Below are 17733 nucleotides of genomic sequence, written 5' to 3'. Positions count from 1 at the left end.
TGTCATTCGGGCTGTCATCTATTCCGTGTTCGTGAACGACAAATTCGCTCTGCCAACCAAACCGGCGGGTCGTCCCGCACACGGATCAGTTGGTGGTGACCCGGTTGACTTCGGCCAGACTGGTGACCCCGAGCCGGGCCTTCTCCAGTCCCGAGGTGCGCAGGGTGCGCATCCCCTCCTTCTGCGCGATAGCGGCGATTTGCAGGGAGTTTGCCCCCTGCATGATCAATTTGGCGATGTTCTCCGACATCAACATGATTTCGTAGATGCCGACCCTCCCCTTGTAGCCGCCAGAACACTCCTTGCAACCGACCGGTTTGAACAGTCGCAGTCCGGCTGCCAGCTGCTGCGGCGTAAAGCCCAGCTCCAGCAGTTCGGCTTCCGGCACCACTTCCGGCGCCTTGCAGTGGTCGCACAGTTTACGGGCCAGCCGCTGGGCCATGATCAGGGTCACCGAGGAGGCGATGTTGAAGGCCGGTACCCCCATGTTCATCATCCGGGTCAGGGTCTCGGCGGCGGAGTTGGTGTGCAGGGTCGAAAGCACCAGGTGACCGGTCTGCGCCGCCTTGATGGCAATCTCTGCGGTTTCAAGATCGCGAATTTCACCCACCATCACCACATCCGGGTCTTGCCGCAAGAAGGAGCGCAAGGCGCTGGCGAAGGTGAGCCCCGCCTTGGGGTTGACCTGCACCTGGTTGACGCCGGGCAGGTTGATCTCCACCGGATCTTCGGCAGTGGAGATGTTTACCTCGGTGGTGTTGAGAATATTGAGGCCGGTATAGAGCGAGACCGTTTTGCCCGAGCCGGTGGGGCCGGTCACCAGGATCATCCCCTGTGGCTTGGAGAGGGCGCGCAGGTACTGCGCCTTCTGCCGGTCATCAAAGCCGAGTTGCTCGATATTGAGGCGTGCCGCCGAGGAGTCGAGCAGACGGATAACGATCTTCTCCCCCCACATGGTGGGCAGGGTGTTGACCCGCATATCCATCGATTTGTTGCGTGACAGCTTCAGTTTGATGCGGCCATCCTGTGGCAGCCGCCGCTCGGCGATATCGAGCCGCGCCATCACCTTGAGGCGAGCGGAGAAGCGGTTGGAGAGGTTGACCGGCGGTGTGGCAATTTCATGCAGAATGCCATCGATGCGAAAGCGAACCCGATACTTGAACTCATAGGGCTCGAAGTGCAGGTCGGAGGCGCCACGCTTGATGGCATCCATCAGGATCTTGTTGATGTACTTGACGATGGGAGCATCGTCATCGGCAGTATTGACGCTCTCGTCCAGCCGACTGTTATCGTCGGAGACCTCGAGATCCGAAATCTCGGACTCGTCGATATCCTCCATGCCGAGGGCGTCGTTTTCACTCTCCAGCAGCTTGCCGATGGCGGCGGTGAGCTTGTTCTCCTCCACCAGCAGCGCCTCGGTATGAAGGCCGAAGCTGAAGCCAAAGTCCTCCAACGCCGAGACATTGGTCGGATCCGACATGGCGATATAGAGGGTGTGGCCCTGGGTGTAGATGGGCAGGACGTGGTGTTTCTCAATCAGCTTCTGATTGAGGTATTTCTGCGGGATCTCGGCCAAATCGAAGGCGGCAAGATCCAGCAGAGGTACCCCATACTCCAGCTCGCAAAAATCGGCGAGCGCCTTGCTGTCGAGGATCTCGTTCTCTATCAGAAATGTCACAAAGGGTTTGCGCTGGGCCTTGGCCTGGCTCAGATAGCGCTGGGAGTCCTCTTCACTGATCAGTGAAGAGGCGGCCAGGCTTAACGCCAGGCCGCTATTAGGGCTAGAGGTCATTATTTGGGGCAATAGTCATTAACGTTGGATGCTCCTGCGCATGAAGTCTGCCAAGTTACTTTCCCATCGGTTGCGACTGTGCCAGTAAGGCGATAAGAATCGTTCGCTGGTAGAGGAGATAGGGTAGTAGCATCTTTAACTGTCGCAGTAAGTGTGTAACTGGTTGATGTTCCACCACCTGAACCTGTTAATTCAACACCAGTTGATACTGCTGGCGATGGCGCTGCACCTGGGATACCTGTTCCCGCTGTGCCTGCAGCACAGCTGCTGACTCCTTTGGTTTGAACGCAAACTTCTACAGCTGTTTTTGCTGCGCCGGTCGCGGCAACAAGTTCAGTCATCTTGGCTTTTTTGGTGTAGTTCTGATACGCCGGCAGTGCTACCGCCGCCAAAATGGCCACGATCGCGACCACGATCATCAGTTCAATAAGGGTAAAACCCGATTGTTTCTTCATTTGAAATATCCTTTTATCCTTGGTTCCTGGGAAGTGTCGGTAGAAAACCATCCGAACGTCAGTATCTTATCCGAGCTGTCAGGGGTGGCAACAGAGATTGCTTCCTTTGTTAACCACTTTCATGTCATTTACCAAAAACTTGATGCGAGTCATAAAATAAGTGGCTTCTTATGACTCTTTGTTACGGGTGAAAGCGGGTCCGTCATTACACTCCTTTGCTGAGGGATCCTGCATAAAGAAAAGGCGCCCATGGCGCCTTTTGCAAGTTGTTTATCCGGTTAGGTCGAGTATTTGCTCAGGCCTGCGGGGTGAATCTCACTGCTGGATAAAGCGCATGGAGAGATCGAGCGCCCGCACATGCTTGGTGAGCGCCCCGACCGAGATAAAATCGACGCCGGTGGCGGCAAACTCGGCCAAGGTGTCCAGCGTCACATTGCCGGAGACTTCCAGCTTGGCACGGCCCTGATTGGTGGCGACCGCTTCCCGCATCATGGTCACGTCGAAGTTGTCGAGCATCACGATATCGGCCTTTGCCGCCAGCGCCTGCTCCAGTTCTGCCAGTGATTCCACTTCCACCTCTACCGGTTTGCCCGGATTGAGATGACGAGCCTTGCTAATTGCCTCGGCAATGCCGCCACAGGCGAGGATATGGTTCTCTTTGATGAGGTAAGCGTCGTAGAGGCCGATGCGATGATTCTTGCCGCCGCCGCAGGTGACTGCGTACTTCTGGGCGGTGCGCAGCCCGGGGATGGTCTTGCGGGTGTCGAGCAGACGGCAGTCGGTGCCCTCCAGCTCCGCCACATAGCGAGCGGTGAGGGTGGCGACGCCGGAGAGGGTCTGGACAAAGTTCAGCGCATTGCGCTCGCCGGTCAGCAGCAGGCGGGCAGGGCCGTGGAGGCGGAACAGCTCCTGATTGGGGGAGAGCACTTCCCCATCTTGCACCTTCCATTCCACCTTCACGTCGCCGCCGAGTTGTACGAACACTTCATCCACCCAGGGCTGGCCGCAGAACACACCGGCCTCACGGGTGATGACCCGGGCGCTGGCCATCCGATCCGCTGGGATCAGCTGGGCGGTGATATCGGCGCTGGCGTCCGGTTGGTCCAGCGTGGTGAGGGCATCGCCCAGATCTTCGAGTAGTGCGGCGCGCACGGCGCGGCTGACATCCTGTTGAAACATGCCTTATTCCTGCAAGGGTCTGAGCAGCAGTTGCCGCTCCTTTTGAACCAGCTCCAGCCGACCGAGGGCGTTCATGCCAACCAGCACTTCGTCACCGTCTGCCGCCGGATTGATAAAGATGGCCAGATCGTACAAGGTCAATGGCCCCATCGCCAGCGTTTCGATGGTGCCGTTGCCGACCCGGATCTGCCCCGCGGCAGTATTGACCTGGCTGCTGCCATAAGCGGTCAGGCCGAGGCGCTCGGCAACCTGCTGCGGGATGGTGATACGGGTGGCGCCGGTATCGAGCAGCAGTTGCACCGGTTGGCCGTTGATGGCACCCTCCAGACGATAGTGGCCGCTTTGGTCGGCCCGCAGCAACAGCTCGCCGCTGGCGGTGACGCTGGGTTGGTTGCGGGAGTGAAAATAGAGGGTCAGCAGGCCCATCAAAGAGAGCCAGGCCAGTAACCACATCCAGCGTACCGTGTGCTGCATACCCCATCCATATCGAGCGGAAGATGACTCAGCCTAACATACCATTTCCCGTTGATTCAGTGAGTTGGTGCCGGGTTGCCTATCAGGTATCTTCGTTTTTTCGCCATTTATCAGCCAACTCGAGTAGCCGATGACTCAACTCGCTTCGCAACCTTGTTTCTCTATCGATGCCGCTGGCTGGTGCCAGCAGGCACGCCGGGTGCCTTCTCCTCACCACAACGAGCGGGCCGTGCCGGACGATATCTCCCTGCTGGTGGTGCATGGCATCAGCCTGCCGCCAGGGGAGTTCGGCGGCCCCTTTATCGACGATCTCTTTATGGGACGACTCGACCCCGATGCCCACCCCTATTTTGCCGGTATCCATCAGTTGCGGGTTTCGGCCCATTGCTTGATCCGCCGTGATGGCGAGCTGGTGCAGTATGTGCCGTTCGGCGCACGCGCCTGGCATGCTGGTATCTCGAGCTGGCAGGGGAGAGAGGCATGCAATGACTTCTCCATCGGCATCGAGCTGGAAGGGACCGACGAGACCCCCTACACCGAGGCTCAATATCGGGCACTGGTAGGGCTCACTCGAGCCATTTCAGAACGCTATCCGGCGATTACCCGCGAAAAAATTGTCGGTCATTGCGACATAGCTCCAGGGCGCAAGACGGATCCCGGTGCCAGTTTTCAGTGGGATTACTACTGGCAACTACTAAACAGCTAAAGTAAATATTCAAATTTAGTTTGGGTTTTAAAATCAATGGCTTGCCGATCTGGCAGGCCATTTTCGCCTCTGGTTGCACATATGTTATTTGTGAGCGTGGTCAAGAATATTGGTCAGACCATTTTCTATGAGCTAAATCATGTTTCCTCTGCTTTACCCCTTAAGTGGTGGGGGTGATTCTTGACTCAGATCATCTTTTGAGTGGACTTTTCAAAAGGCCTCTGCTAATTTTCGCCCCATTCATGAAATTGGTAATACCAATTTAACAAAGTAGCCTCATGCCCTATCGCAAGATTACGCAACCCAAGTTGGCCGACTCCATTGTCGCCGAGCTGGAACAGATGATTCTGGAAGGCAGCCTGCAGCCGGGGCAGAAATTGCCTCCCGAGCGGGAACTCGCCATCCAGTTTCAGGTATCGCGCCCCTCCCTGCGCGAAGCCATCCAGCGGCTGGAAGCGCGCGGGTTGCTTTATCGCCGTCAGGGCGGCGGCACTTATGTGCAGAATGCCCTGAGCAAGGGGATGGCCGATCCTCTGTTCGAACTGCTCAGTACTCACCCGGAAGCCCGGTATGACCTGCTGGAGTTTCGCCACGCGCTGGAAGGCATCTGTGCCTACTACGCCGCCTTGCGGGGAACCGGGTCTGATTTCGAGCGCATTCGTCAGGTACAAATCACCATCGAAGAGGCGGGCCAGTCGGGCTCGCTGGTGGCCGAATCGGCAGCCGTCACCCAGTTTTATCTGGCGGTGGCCGAGGCGTCCCACAACGTGGTGCTGCTGCACCTGCTGCGGGCCATGAGCCCCATGCTCGAGCAGAACATTCTGCAGAATAACGAGATTTTGAATCGCCGCCCGGGAGTGGTAGCCAAGATACGTCGCCATCGCGCGAATCTGATCGAGGCTATTCTTTCGGGGGCTCCGGAGCGGGCCAGAACAGCTTGTCATGAGCATCTGGCCTTTATCGAGGACACCTTGTTGGATATGCAGAGGGAAGACAGCCGGATCCAGCGATCCATGCGTCGGATCCGTCAGCAGGAAAACTAATCCCACAAGGCTTTATTGTCGAATGCTTGCGCCCTTCGCCGTGCAATGCCGTGCAATCACAACAACATAGGAACCAGCCATGTCTGATATCCTGAAGAACGATGTGGACCCGATAGAAACGCTGGAGTGGCTTGCCTCTCTGGAATCCCTGCTGCGTGAAGAGGGTCCGCAACGCGCTCAGTTCATCCTTGAACAGTTGGCCGAGAAAGCCCGCGCAAGCGGTGTGGACGTGGCTGCCAAGGCAAATCGCGATTACATCAACACCATCCCGTCCAGCGATGAGCCGGACTACCCGGGCGACCTGGAGATGGAACGCCGCATTCGCGCCATCATCCGCTGGAACGCCATGATGATCGTGCTGCGCGCCTCCAAGAAAGACCTGGACCTGGGTGGTCACATGTCTTCCTTCGCTTCTTCTGCGACCATCTATGATGTCTGCTTCAACCACTTCTTCCGTGCTCGCAACGAGAAGGATGGTGGTGATCTGGTTTACTTCCAGGGTCACATCTCCCCGGGCATCTATGCTCGCGCCTTTGCTGAAGGCCGTCTGACGGAAGAGCAGCTGGACAACTTCCGTCAGGAAGTAGACGGCAAGGGTCTGCCTTCCTACCCGCACCCGAAACTGATGCCGGACTTCTGGCAGTTCCCGACCGTATCCATGGGTCTGGGTCCCATCGCCGCCATCTATCAGGCTCGCTTCCTGAAGTACCTCACCGACCGTGGTATCAAGGATTGCTCCGAGCAGACCGTTTACGCCTTCCTGGGTGACGGCGAGATGGACGAGCCGGAAGCCAAGGGCGCCCTGACTGTTGCCGTGCGTGAAAAGCTCGACAACCTGGTGTTTGTGGTTAACTGCAACCTGCAGCGTCTGGATGGTCCGGTTGTCGGTAACGGCAAGGTCATCAACGAGCTGGAAGGCCTGTTCGCTGGCGCCGGTTGGGACGTGACCAAGGTTATCTGGGGTCGCAAGTGGGATGAGCTGCTGCGCAAGGATACTTCCGGCAAGCTGATCCAGCTGATGAACGAGACTGTGGACGGTGACTACCAGACCATGAAGTCCCGCGACGGTGGCTACATCCGCGAGCACTTCTTCAACCGTTATCCGGAAACTGCCGCGCTGGTCAAAGACATGACCGACGAGGAGATCTTCGCTCTGAACCGCGGTGGTCACGATCCTCGCAAACTGTTCGCTGCATTCAACAAGGCGACCCAGACCAAGGGCAAGCCGACCGTTATTCTGGCCAAGACCATCAAGGGTTACGGTATGGGTGAAGCGGCCGAAGGCAAGAACATCGCTCACCAGGTCAAGAAGATGGAGCTGGACTCCGTGCGTCACCTGCGTGACCGCTTCAACCTGCCGGTGGCCGACGAGCAGCTGGCCGATCTGCCGTACCTGAAGATCGAAGAGGGCAGTGAAGAGCACAAGTACCTGCATGCTCGTCGTGCAGCCCTGAAAGGCTATCTGCCGACCCGTCTGCGCGAAAGCACCACCAAGCTGGAAATCCCGGCGCTGGATGCCTTCGGCCCGCTGTTGGGCGAGCAAGCGCGCGAAATTTCCACCACCATGGCGTTCGTGCGTTCCCTGAACGTGATGCTGAAAGACAAGTCCATCGGCAAGCGCATCGTTCCGATCCTCGCTGACGAAGCCCGTACCTTCGGTATGGAAGGTCTGTTCCGCCAGATCGGTATCTACAGCCCGCACGGTCAGCAGTACACCCCGCAAGACCGTGACATCGTCTCCTACTACAAGGAAGACAAGCAGGGTCAGGTTCTGCAAGACGGTATCAACGAGCTGGGCGCCATGTCCTCCTGGCTGGCTGCTGCGACCTCTTACAGCACCAACGATTGCCCGATGATCCCGTTCTACATCTACTACTCCATGTTCGGCTTCCAGCGGATCGGCGACATGGCGTGGGCAGCCGGTGACCAGCAAGCCCGTGGCTTCCTGCTGGGTGCGACCTCCGGTCGTACTACCCTGAACGGCGAAGGTTTGCAGCACGAAGATGGTCACAGCCACATCCTGGCGAACACCATCCCGAACTGCATCTCCTACGACCCGTCCTACGCCTATGAAGTGGCGGTGATCGTACAGGACGGCCTGCGCCGCATGTACGGTGAGAACCCGGAGAACGTGTTCTACTACATCACCACCCTGAACGAGAACTACGCCATGCCGGCCATGCCGGAAGGCGCCGAGGAAGGCATCCGCAAGGGTATCTACAAGCTGGAATCCGTCGCCGGTGCCAAGGCGAAAGTGCAACTGCTGGGTTGTGGTTCCATCCTGGGGCACGTGCGCAAGGCTGCCCAGATCCTGGCCAGCGAGTACGGCATCGGTTCCGACGTGTTCAGCGTCACCTCCTTCAACGAGCTGGCCCGTGACGGTCAGGACGCGGATCGCTGGAACATGCTGCACCCGACCTCTGAAGCGCGTGTTCCCTACATCGCTCAGGTACTGGGTTCCGAAGCCACCATCGCTGCGACCGACTACATGAAGTCCTTCGCCGATCAGGTTCGCGCCTTCGTTCCGACCGAGAACTACCGCGTGCTGGGTACCGACGGCTACGGCCGTTCCGACAGCCGTGCCAACCTGCGTCGTCACTTCGAAGTGAACGAGTTCTACGTGGTGGTTGCTGCTCTGACCGAACTGGCCAAGCGCGGCGAGGTAGACAAGCAGGTTGTGGCCGACGCCATCGCCAAGTACGGCATCGATGCCGACAAGGTCAACCCGCTGTACGCGTAAGTGGATCAAGGGTCGCGCCGTCATGCGGCGTGACCCTGCCAGGATTTAAAACGGTTAACGCGAGATGTGCGTGGCGGCATCAGCCAGTCACGCGGATCGACGCAAGAGGATAAAGCACAATGTCCAAACAGATTATGGTGCCGGATATCGGCGCCGATGAAGTTGAAGTCACCGAGATCATGGTGGCCGTGGGTGACAAGGTCGAGCTGGACCAGTCCATCATCGCGGTAGAAGGCGACAAGGCCTCCATGGAAGTACCGGCCCCGTCTGCCGGTATCGTCAAAGAGATCCTGATCAAGGTAGGCGACAAGGTTGCCACCGGTTCCCAGATCATGATCTTCGAAGCCGAAGGCGCTGCCGCCCCTGCTGAAGTGGCTGCACCGGCTGCCGCTGCTCCGGCCGCCGCTCCTGCCGCTGCCGTGCGCAAAGATGTGCACGTGCCGGACATCGGTGACGACGAAGTGGACGTGACCGAGATCATGGTTGCCGTGGGCGACATGGTTGAAGCCGACCAGTCCATCATTGCCGTGGAAGGTGACAAGGCCTCCATGGAAGTGCCAGCGCCGTTTGCCGGTCGCGTGGTCGAGATCAAGGTTGCCGCTGGTGCCAAGGTCTCTACCGGTTCTCTGGTGATGGTATTTGAAGTGGCTGGCGCTGCGCCTGCTGCCGTTGCTGCTCCGGCTCAAGCTGCCGCGCCCGTGGCTGCTGCCCCGGTTGCCGCCGCTGCCAAAGAGGTCAATGTACCGGATATCGGTGGCGACGAAGTGGAAGTCACCGAGATCATGGTTGCCGTGGGTGACAAGGTTGAAGCTGACCAGTCCCTGATCGCCGTGGAAGGTGACAAGGCCTCCATGGAAGTGCCTGCGCAGTTCGCCGGTGTGGTCAAAGAGATCAAGGTGAAGGCGGGTGACAAGGTCTCCACCGGTTCCCTGATCATGGTATTCGAAGTGGCTGGCGCTGCTCCTGCCGCCGCGCCGGTTGCTCAAGCTGCCGCCCCGGTCGCTGCAGCCCCTGTTGCCGCTGCTCCGGCTCCGGTTGCCCAGGCTGCTGCCGCTGCGACCGATTTCGTTGCCAACGACGCTTATGTACACGCCTCTCCGGCGGTACGCCGTCTGGCGCGCGAGTTTGGCGTCAACCTGGCCAAGGTGAAGGCCTCCGGTCGCAAGGGCCGCATCGTCAAAGAAGACGTGCAAGCCTACGTGAAGGATGCCATCAAGCGTGCCGAGTCCGCTCCTGCCTCTGCCGGCGTAGCCGGTGGCAACGGTCTGGGCGTACTGCCGTGGCCGAAAGTAGACTTCAGCAAGTTCGGTGATGTGGAAGAGGTCGAGCTGACTCGGATCCAGAAGATCTCCGGTCCGAACCTGCACCGCAACTGGGTCATGATCCCTCATGTCACCCAGTTCGACGAAGCCGATACCACCGAGCTGGAAGCGTTCCGCAAAGAGCAGAACGCGATGCTCGAGAAGCAGAAGGCTGACGTGAAGATCACCCCGCTGGTGTTCATCCTGAAAGCCGCCGCCAAGGCGCTGGAAGCTCACCCGCGCTTCTGCAGCTCCCTGTCCGAAGATGGCAGCAAGCTGATCATGAAGAAGTACATCCACATCGGTGTGGCGGTAGATACCCCCAACGGTCTGGTTGTGCCCGTGGTGCGCGATGTTAACAAGAAGGGCATCATGGAGCTGTCTCGCGATCTGGCCGAGATCTCCAAGAAGGCCCGTGCCGGCAAGCTGACCGCTGCCGACATGCAGGGCGGTTGCTTCACCATATCCAGCCTGGGTGGCATCGGCGGTACCAGCTTTACCCCGATCGTCAACGCGCCGGAAGTGGCCATCCTCGGTGTTTCCAAGTCCGAGATGAAGCCGAAGTGGAACGGCAAAGAGTTCGCGCCGCGCCTGATGCTGCCGCTGGCTCTGAGCTACGACCACCGCGTGATCGATGGTGCCGATGGGGCTCGCTTCATCACCACCATGAACGGCGTGCTGTCCGACATTCGTCGACTGGTCCTGTAAGTGAGAGGGCGGGCCCAGAGCCTGCCCTTTTTACTTCTCATTTCATTAACATGATCGTAAACTTGCCCCGTTTTTTTCACGGCTGCAGCCACCCGTTTCGGTATAAGACTGCGCTGTCCGGGGATATAAGAACGACAAAGAGGTCATGATGAGTAAAGAAATCAAAACCCAGGTCGTAGTACTGGGTGCTGGCCCTGCCGGTTATTCCGCTGCTTTCCGTGCAGCCGATCTGGGTCTGGATACTATTATCGTCGAGCGTTACTCCACCCTGGGTGGCGTCTGCCTGAACGTGGGCTGCATCCCCTCCAAGGCGCTGCTGCACGTTGCCAAAGTGATTGAAGAAGCCAAGGCGCTGGCCGAGCACGGCATCGTCTTCGGTGCCCCGCAGACCGACATCGACAAGATCCGTCTGTGGAAAGAGAAGGTTATCAACCAGCTGACCGGCGGTCTGGCTGGCATGGCCAAGATGCGTAAAGTTCAGGTTGTTAACGGCTTGGGTAAATTTACCGGCCCGAACACCCTTGAAGTGGAAGGTGCCGACGGCAAGACTACCGTGACCTTTGACAACGCCATCATCGCGGCCGGTTCCCGTCCGGTGAAGCTGCCGTTCATCCCCCACGATGACCCCCGCGTATGGGACTCTACCGATGCGCTGGAGCTGAAAACCGTTCCCGGCAAACTGCTGGTTATCGGTGGCGGCATCATCGGTCTGGAGATGGGTACCGTTTACTCCTCTCTGGGTTCCGAGATCGACGTGGTGGAATTTGCCGACCAGCTGGTTCCGGCTGCCGACAAAGACATCGTCAAGATCTATACCAAGCGCGTCGCCAAGAAATTCAACATCATGCTGGAGACCAAGGTCACCGCAGTTGAAGCTCGCGAAGACGGTCTGTACGTCTCCTATGAAGGCAAGCACGCCCCGGCCGAGCCGGTTCGTTACGACAACGTGCTGGTTGCAGTAGGTCGTGTGCCGAACGGCAAGATGCTGGATGCCGAGAAGGCAGGCGTTGCCGTGACCGAGCGCGGTTTCATCGAGGTGGACAAGCAGCTGCGTACCAACGTGGCGCACATCCACGCCATCGGCGACATCGTGGGTCAGCCGATGCTGGCGCACAAAGGTGTTCACGAAGGTCACGTTGCCGCCGAAGTGATCGCCGGCAAGAAGCACTACTTCGACCCGAAAGTGATCCCGTCCATCGCCTATACCGAGCCAGAGATGGCATGGGTTGGTCTGACCGAGAAGGAAGCCAAGCAACAGGGCCTGAACTTCGAAGTCGCCACCTTCCCGTGGGCTGCTTCCGGTCGCGCCATTGCGTCCGACTGCTCCGACGGTATGACCAAGCTGATCTTCGACAAGGAGAGCGGCCGCGTCATCGGTGGTGCCATCGTGGGTACCAACGGTGGTGAACTGTTGGGTGAAATCGGTCTGGCCATCGAAATGGGTGCGGACGCCGAAGATATCGCGCTGACCATCCACGCTCACCCGACTCTGCACGAGTCCGTGGGTCTGGCTGCCGAAGTGTTCGAAGGCTCCATCACCGACCTGCCGAACGCCAAGGCCAAGAAGAAAAAGTAATCTTCTGCCATCTTCATGAAAAAGCCGCTCATTTGAGCGGCTTTTTGTTTTCTCCTTGCTGCCCCGACTTCGACAAAGCCCAATATGCTAAAGATAGGTTTTGGCACTGATGAGAGAGGCACGATGCTAGAAGCACCCATTCCACCCGATGAGGCATTGCGGTTGGAGACCCTGCGGCGGCTCTCTTTGCTGGATTCCGAGGCCGAGGAGCGGTTTGATCGGCTGACCCGCATGGCCCGACGGGTGTTCAATGTCCCCATCGCGCTGGTGAGTCTGGTGGATGAAGATCGCCAGTGGTTCAAATCCTGTATCGGACTGGAGGTCCGCGAGACCGCCCGGGACATTTCGTTCTGTGGCCACGCCATCATGGGCAATGAGACCTTTATCGTGCCGGATGCTTCGCAGGATCCCCGCTTTGCCGACAATCCGCTGGTGGTGGGCGGGCCCGGCATCCGCTTCTATGCCGGACAGCCACTGCGGATCGCCAACGGCTGCAAACTGGGGACGCTCTGCATCATAGATACGGTGCCACGGGAATTGAGCGAGGAGGATGTGGGGTTGCTCAAGGATCTGGCGGCGATGGTGGTGCGGGAGCTCGAAGCGGTGCAGCTGGCCACCATTGATGAGTTGACCCTGATCTCCAATCGGCGCGGGTTCGTGATGTTGGCGGAGAAGAGCCTCTCGCTGGCCAGTCGCTTGCAGATGCCGCTGGCGCTGCTCTATCTGGATCTCAATGGCTTCAAGGGGATCAACGATCGGTGGGGGCATGCAGAAGGGGATCGGGCTCTGATCGCCTTTGCCACTCTGCTCAAGCAGGCTTTTCGGGGCGCAGACGTGTTTGCCCGCATGGGCGGCGATGAGTTCGCCGTCCTGTTGCCCAATGTGCTAGAGGCGCAGGCACAACTGGCCTATGAGCGTTTCAATGCCATGTTGGCCGAGCACAATCAGCACAGTGGTTGCGGTTATGCGCTGACCTGCAGCACCGGGATTGTCTGTTATGACGGGCGCGGCTGTGCTTCCCTTGCCGAGCTGCTCACCCGCGCGGATGAGCTGATGTATCAGCGCAAACGGGATGACAAGGGCTGACTGCTATACCGGATTAGTCGCCACCAAAACAACAGAGAGCGCCACGGCGCTCTCTGTTGCTGATGACTCAGGTCAAGGCCAGGGTCAGAGCCGGAAGTTGCCAACCAGCTTGTCCAGCTGACCGGAGAGCTGCTGCAGGCTGCGGCTCGATTCGGTCAGCTGGTGGGCGATATCGGCGGTCTCCATGGTGAGCTGGTTGATGTCTTCCACGTTGCGGTTGATCTCGCCGACCACACTGGACTGCTCCTCGGTGGCGGTGGCGACCTGGATATTCATGTCGTTGATCTGGGTGATGTGGGCGGTGATCTGGCCGAGGGCGGCGTTGGCCTCATCGGCCTGGCTCACCACCTCCAGACTCTGGTTGCGACCCTGCGCCATGGCGCTGACGGCGCGGGCACTCTGCTCCTGCAAGCGGTTGATCATCCCCTGAATCTCGGCGGTCGAGGCGGCGGAGCGGTTGGCGAGGTTACGCACCTCATCTGCCACCACGGCGAAACCGCGACCCTGTTCACCGGCACGAGCGGCCTCGATGGCGGCGTTCAGTGCCAGCAGGTTGGTCTGCTCCGAGATGCTGCGGATGGTTTCGAGAATGCTGCCGATGGAGTCGGTCTGGCTCGCCAGCGACTCGATAACCCCTGCCACCTGCTCAATCTCGCCGGAGAGGTCGACGATGCCGTGGCGCGCCTGCGCTACCACTACTGCCCCTGCATCGGCCTGATCGTTGGCCTGTCTGGCTACTTCGGCTGCCAGCGAAGCGTTACCGGCGATCTCGCTCACCGTGGCCCCCATTTCGTGGATAGCGGTGGCCACCTGCACGGTGCGATCGCGCTGGGCAGTACAGTTGTGCTGGGTCAGCTGCGCCTTGTTGGCCACCTCGTTGGCGGTGGCCGCGAGCTGGCGGGAGTTCTCCGCCACCTGCTCGATGGAGCCGTGGATCTTGGCGACGAAGTTGTTGAAGCCGGTGGCGACCTGACTCAGTTCGTCACGTCCTTCCACCTTGAGGCGCTGGGTGAGATCCCCATCGCCGCTGCCCAGCTCCTTGAACAGGCGGGCCAGCTCGTTGAGCGGGCGGCTGACCGAACCTGCCAGCAGCATCCCCATCAGCCCCATGACCAGCGCAATCACCAGCGAGATCATCAGGATCTCGTTGCGGGTCTGATCCAGCTCGGCATAGATCTCGGCTTCTGGCACCTGGGCCACCAGATACCAGTCGAGCAGCGGGATATAGCTACTGGCCAGTACCATGGGCTCGCCATTGACTTCGGCGTTGATAACGGCAAAGGGACGTTTGGCCAGCAGGCTGCCGGTATCACCGCTGGCAATGTTGCCAAGCGTGTCACGCTCGATGCGGTTGGCCTCGGGGTGCAGCTTCACCTTGCCGCTGCCATCGACCATAAAGACGATGCCGCTCTCTTCCAGCCGGAAGTTGGAGACCATGGTCACCATGGTGTCGAGGGATTTGGCAAAGCCGGCCAGCCCGCGCCCGTTGAGCTGCTGGAAGTTGACGAACAGCTTCACCTCGCCGTTGCTCTCGCGGAAGATGCTGAGGGTCATCTCCTTCTGGCTCTTGGTGTAGTCATAGAACCAGGCATCTTGCGTGGGGGTCAGGTTGCGCAGAAAGCCATCCTGGTTGTAGTAGGCGGCACTCTGGCGATCGGCGAAGGAGGCAGTCACCAGACCATACTGGTTGGCCACATCCTTGAGCTGGTTGATGAGGATTGGCTCCTGCTCTTTGGGCATGCCCCGATCCACCCAGTCGAGGATGAAGCGGTCGGTGGCCAGTTGGCGGGCGGCCTGGGCGATGCCGTGGAGATCCTGTTCAATCTCCTTGCTGATCCGCTGGGTCAGGTTGGGGAGCTCCTGCTCGAACATCCGGTTTTCGATCAGTTGCTGGGCCGAGCGTTGGCTGAAGTAGCCTACCAGCAGGCAGGAGACGACCACGGCCAGGGTGACCGTGGCCAGTATTTTCTGTTTAAGAGTGAGGGTTGCCAGCATAAAGGTGCTCAAAAGGTTGAGATTGACGACGCTCATATTAGCGGCAGCGCGGCGCTACCCATGAGGCTTGCAGCCCTTTATTTGCGGATTACGTTTGCGCTCACAGGGGCGGCGGCTTGCCCCATCGGCATGCAGCACAGGCGGGAGGCGGATTGACGGTTGCGCTAACTGCCGGGCCCCTTATAGTAGAGGCCATCCTTGGTGACTGACCCTCTGAATAATATGGAAAATATGATGCGCAGCTTAGGTGCGGGATGGACCCGTCTGCTTTTGGTGATGCTGGCGGCCTGCCCGCTGCTGGCTGTGGCGGCACAGGGGGAGCGCCCGAAAATTGCGGTGGTGCTCAGCGGCGGCGGCGCCAAGGGTTCTGCCCATATCGGCATCCTCAAGGTGCTGGAGCAGAAACGGATTCCGGTCGACATCATAGTCGGCACCAGCATGGGCTCTTATGTGGCGGGGATGTACGCCATGGGGCTCAGTGCCGAGGAGGTGGAGCGCACTACCCTGGCCATCGACTGGAACAAGGGCTATCAGGACAAGGTGGGCCGCGACGAGCTGTCGTTGCGTAAAAAGCAGCAGAACGAGCAGTATCAGCTGCGCACCGATATCGGGGTGAATGGCGACACCACCCAGCTGCCGGACGGTTTTTTCCAGGGCCAATCCATGGCCAGCCTGCTGCGGGGGGCCACCTCCAACCTGCCGGTGCAGGCGAGTTTCGACGATCTCCCCATTCCCTACCGCGCCATGGCGACCGACATGGAGACGGTCACACCCTTCGTGCTGGATCACGGCAGCCTGGCCAAGGCGATGCAGGCCTCCATGTCCATTCCCGGTGCCCTCAAGCCTGTGGAGTGGGAGGGGCACATCCTGGCGGACGGCGGCAGCGTCAACAACATGCCGGTGGATGTCGCCAAGGCGATGGGGGCTGACGTGGTGATCGCGGTGGATATCGGTGCCAAGCTGCGTACCCGGGAGTCCCTCAAGTCAGGGTTGGCGATGATCGACCAGCTCACCACCTACATGACCCAGGTGGGCACCGACAAGCAGAAGGCGCTGATGGGGCCCAGAGATATTCTGATCGCCCCCGAGTTTGGCGATATGGGGATCGCCGACTTTGCCCGGATGCCGGAGGGGATCAAGATCGGTGAGACGGCGGCTGACAAGGTGTCGCTGCAACTCGATAAGCTGTCGCTCACCAAGGCGCAGTACAACGCCTATCGCAACCAGAAGCTGAGCCGCCGTGCCGAGCGTAGCGGTCAACCCGCCTACTTCATCGACAAGGTGGAGATCATCAACAAGTCGCGCCTCTCCGACGAGACGGTGCGCGCCATGCTGAAAGTGCGGCCTGACAAGATCCAGACCAACGAGAGTCTGGAGGCTGGCATTCGCCGCCTCTATGCGCTGGAGTCGTTTGACCGCATCACCTATGAAGTGGAGGAGCGCGATGGGGAGAACGTGCTGGTAGTGGATGCCAGCGAGAAGAACTGGGGGCCTGGTTACCTCAACTTCCAGTTCGGTTTCACCGATGACTTCGAGAACACCTCCAACTACAACGTCGGCATGTCCTACACCCTCACCAACGTCAACGAGTGGGGGGCCGAGTGGTTGACCGAGGCATCGCTGGGCACGGCCAAACATATCAAGACCGACTTCTATACACCGCTGGAGCCCTCCCAGACCTTCTATGGCGAGGCGAGCCTGGCCTATGACCAGACCCAGAGAAGCCTCTTTAATCCGGATCCGGACGAACCGATATTCACCTATCTCGATACCGAGTACTCCTTCTTCAGCGCCGATCTGGCGGTAGGCTGGAATCGTCAGCCCTGGAGTCGCCTGTCCATGGGGCTGGAAGGGCAGATGGGGAGTATCGAGATCAAAAACTTCAAAGAGCTGCAAGGGGATGCCACGGCGTGGGGCCCCTATGTCCGCTTTGAACACGACAATCTGGATAGCCGCTATTTCCCCTATCAGGGGGTGAAGTGGGATATGAAACTGGGCCACTCCCACGTCAGTGTGGATGGACTCGAGTCGGCAGATGGTCGCAGTGAAGGCTGGAATTATCAACTCTCCATGATCAAGCCCTGGTCATGGGACAGGCACAGTCTCAACCTGATCCTCGAAGGGGGCGGTTCTGGCAGTGAAGAGGTGGTGCCGCTGCATATTCAGGATCTGGGCGGGCTGTTCCGCCTCTCCGGTTTCCAGCGCTATCAGCTGAGCGGTCGCTACAGCCTTTTTGGTGGCCTGCGCTACATCTATCGGGTGGCAGACAACGACTTCGGTGCCCTCAAGATGCCGCTCTATCTGGGTGGATCTCTGGAGCAGGGCGGGGTCTGGAACAAGGGTGAGGATATCAGTCTGGAGAGCTCGTTTACCGCCGGGTCGGTTTATGTCGGGGTGGAGAGCTTCCTCGGCCCTGTGTTCCTCGGCTACGGCATGGCGGAGGGGGGCAATGACGTCTTCTATCTGCAATTGGGCAGTACGTTCGAATAATGCCGAAATGATGCCAATTTGTTAACTCTGGTTGAGGGTGTTCAATTAATTTTCAAAAAACACCAGTCTGTTTAATTGGTTATGATTTTGTGGTGAATAAGTAAACAGGGTTTGGATTTTAATTAGTCGTTAAAACTTATATAGTGGGGAGCACCCTACGGGGTGTCCCGCAAGGACGATCGCCGCGA

12 protein-coding genes are annotated in these 17733 nt (G+C 59.0%); 7 read left to right on the top strand and 5 right to left on the bottom strand.

What is annotated here, in order from left to right; genetic code table 11:
• Positions 1–85 precede the first annotated feature (85 nt).
• From tapB to LRL22_RS10855, 4 genes are all read right to left on the bottom strand, one after another.
• Positions 86–1792, bottom strand: coding sequence for a PilB family type IVa pilus assembly ATPase TapB (gene tapB, locus LRL22_RS10870; RefSeq protein WP_139463613.1), 1707 nt, complete (start codon positions 1790–1792; stop codon positions 86–88).
• Entirely contained in the window at positions 1792–2247 is a 456-nt protein-coding gene (locus LRL22_RS10865; RefSeq protein WP_139405164.1) for a pilin, read from the bottom strand. The genes tapB and LRL22_RS10865 overlap by 1 nt, the downstream gene beginning before the upstream one ends.
• Positions 2248–2562: 315 nt before the next feature.
• Entirely contained in the window at positions 2563–3426 is an 864-nt protein-coding gene (nadC, locus tag LRL22_RS10860; RefSeq protein ID WP_270905388.1) for a carboxylating nicotinate-nucleotide diphosphorylase, read from the bottom strand.
• A gap of 3 nt (positions 3427–3429) precedes the next feature.
• Entirely contained in the window at positions 3430–3900 is a 471-nt protein-coding gene (locus LRL22_RS10855; protein ID WP_270905387.1) for a retropepsin-like aspartic protease family protein, read from the bottom strand.
• A gap of 130 nt (positions 3901–4030) precedes the next feature.
• On the opposite strand from LRL22_RS10855, the gene ampD reads away from it, so the two are divergent.
• From ampD to LRL22_RS10825, 6 genes are all read left to right on the top strand, one after another.
• The gene (gene ampD, locus LRL22_RS10850) at positions 4031–4606 is read left to right on the top strand and encodes a 1,6-anhydro-N-acetylmuramyl-L-alanine amidase AmpD (RefSeq protein WP_270905386.1); all 576 of its coding nucleotides are present in this window, start codon (positions 4031–4033) and stop codon (positions 4604–4606) included.
• A gap of 278 nt (positions 4607–4884) precedes the next feature.
• Entirely contained in the window at positions 4885–5649 is a 765-nt protein-coding gene (gene pdhR / locus LRL22_RS10845; RefSeq protein ID WP_005341670.1) for a pyruvate dehydrogenase complex transcriptional repressor PdhR, read from the top strand.
• Positions 5650–5728: 79 nt separating this feature from the next.
• Positions 5729–8389 carry a pyruvate dehydrogenase (acetyl-transferring), homodimeric type gene (gene aceE / locus LRL22_RS10840; RefSeq protein WP_270905385.1) on the top strand — a complete coding sequence of 887 codons (2661 nt, stop codon included), beginning with the start codon at positions 5729–5731 and terminating at the stop codon, positions 8387–8389.
• A 119-nt stretch (positions 8390–8508) separates the two neighbouring features.
• Positions 8509–10398, top strand: a complete 1890-nt coding sequence (gene aceF, locus LRL22_RS10835) for a pyruvate dehydrogenase complex dihydrolipoyllysine-residue acetyltransferase (RefSeq protein ID WP_270905384.1) — start codon at positions 8509–8511, stop codon at positions 10396–10398.
• 148 nt (positions 10399–10546) lie between these two features.
• Positions 10547–11974 carry a dihydrolipoyl dehydrogenase gene (gene lpdA / locus LRL22_RS10830; protein WP_005336123.1) on the top strand — a complete coding sequence of 476 codons (1428 nt, stop codon included), beginning with the start codon at positions 10547–10549 and terminating at the stop codon, positions 11972–11974.
• Between the two features lie 123 nt (positions 11975–12097).
• Positions 12098–13060, top strand: coding sequence for a GGDEF domain-containing protein (locus LRL22_RS10825; RefSeq protein WP_270905383.1), 963 nt, complete (start codon positions 12098–12100; stop codon positions 13058–13060).
• 84 nt (positions 13061–13144) lie between these two features.
• On the opposite strand, the gene LRL22_RS10820 is transcribed toward LRL22_RS10825, so the two are convergent.
• Entirely contained in the window at positions 13145–15055 is a 1911-nt protein-coding gene (locus tag LRL22_RS10820; protein ID WP_128834314.1) for a methyl-accepting chemotaxis protein, read from the bottom strand.
• A gap of 234 nt (positions 15056–15289) precedes the next feature.
• Between LRL22_RS10820 and LRL22_RS10815 the strand changes: the two genes are divergently transcribed.
• Entirely contained in the window at positions 15290–17545 is a 2256-nt protein-coding gene (locus tag LRL22_RS10815; protein ID WP_270905404.1) for a patatin-like phospholipase family protein, read from the top strand.
• Positions 17546–17733 lie beyond the last annotated feature (188 nt).

Origin of the sequence: Aeromonas sp. PI_26, assembly GCF_027854445.1 — a bacterium.
In the GTDB taxonomy this organism is placed as follows: domain Bacteria; phylum Pseudomonadota; class Gammaproteobacteria; order Enterobacterales; family Aeromonadaceae; genus Aeromonas; species Aeromonas veronii.
The sequence above is the reverse complement of the archived record's forward strand: the minus strand, read 5'-3'. Positions and strand labels throughout refer to the sequence as shown.

Coding starts and splice junctions, on each gene's coding strand:
- tapB (WP_139463613.1), bottom strand. CDS start 1,792: ATGACCTCTAGCCCTAATAGCGGCCTGGCGTTAAGCCTGGCCGCCTCT.
- LRL22_RS10865 (WP_139405164.1), bottom strand. CDS start 2,247: ATGAAGAAACAATCGGGTTTTACCCTTATTGAACTGATGATCGTGGTC.
- nadC (WP_270905388.1), bottom strand. CDS start 3,426: ATGTTTCAACAGGATGTCAGCCGCGCCGTGCGCGCCGCACTACTCGAA.
- LRL22_RS10855 (WP_270905387.1), bottom strand. CDS start 3,900: ATGCAGCACACGGTACGCTGGATGTGGTTACTGGCCTGGCTCTCTTTG.
- ampD (WP_270905386.1), top strand. CDS start 4,031: ATGACTCAACTCGCTTCGCAACCTTGTTTCTCTATCGATGCCGCTGGC.
- pdhR (WP_005341670.1), top strand. CDS start 4,885: ATGCCCTATCGCAAGATTACGCAACCCAAGTTGGCCGACTCCATTGTC.
- aceE (WP_270905385.1), top strand. CDS start 5,729: ATGTCTGATATCCTGAAGAACGATGTGGACCCGATAGAAACGCTGGAG.
- aceF (WP_270905384.1), top strand. CDS start 8,509: ATGTCCAAACAGATTATGGTGCCGGATATCGGCGCCGATGAAGTTGAA.
- lpdA (WP_005336123.1), top strand. CDS start 10,547: ATGAGTAAAGAAATCAAAACCCAGGTCGTAGTACTGGGTGCTGGCCCT.
- LRL22_RS10825 (WP_270905383.1), top strand. CDS start 12,098: ATGCTAGAAGCACCCATTCCACCCGATGAGGCATTGCGGTTGGAGACC.
- LRL22_RS10820 (WP_128834314.1), bottom strand. CDS start 15,055: ATGCTGGCAACCCTCACTCTTAAACAGAAAATACTGGCCACGGTCACC.
- LRL22_RS10815 (WP_270905404.1), top strand. CDS start 15,290: ATGCGCAGCTTAGGTGCGGGATGGACCCGTCTGCTTTTGGTGATGCTG.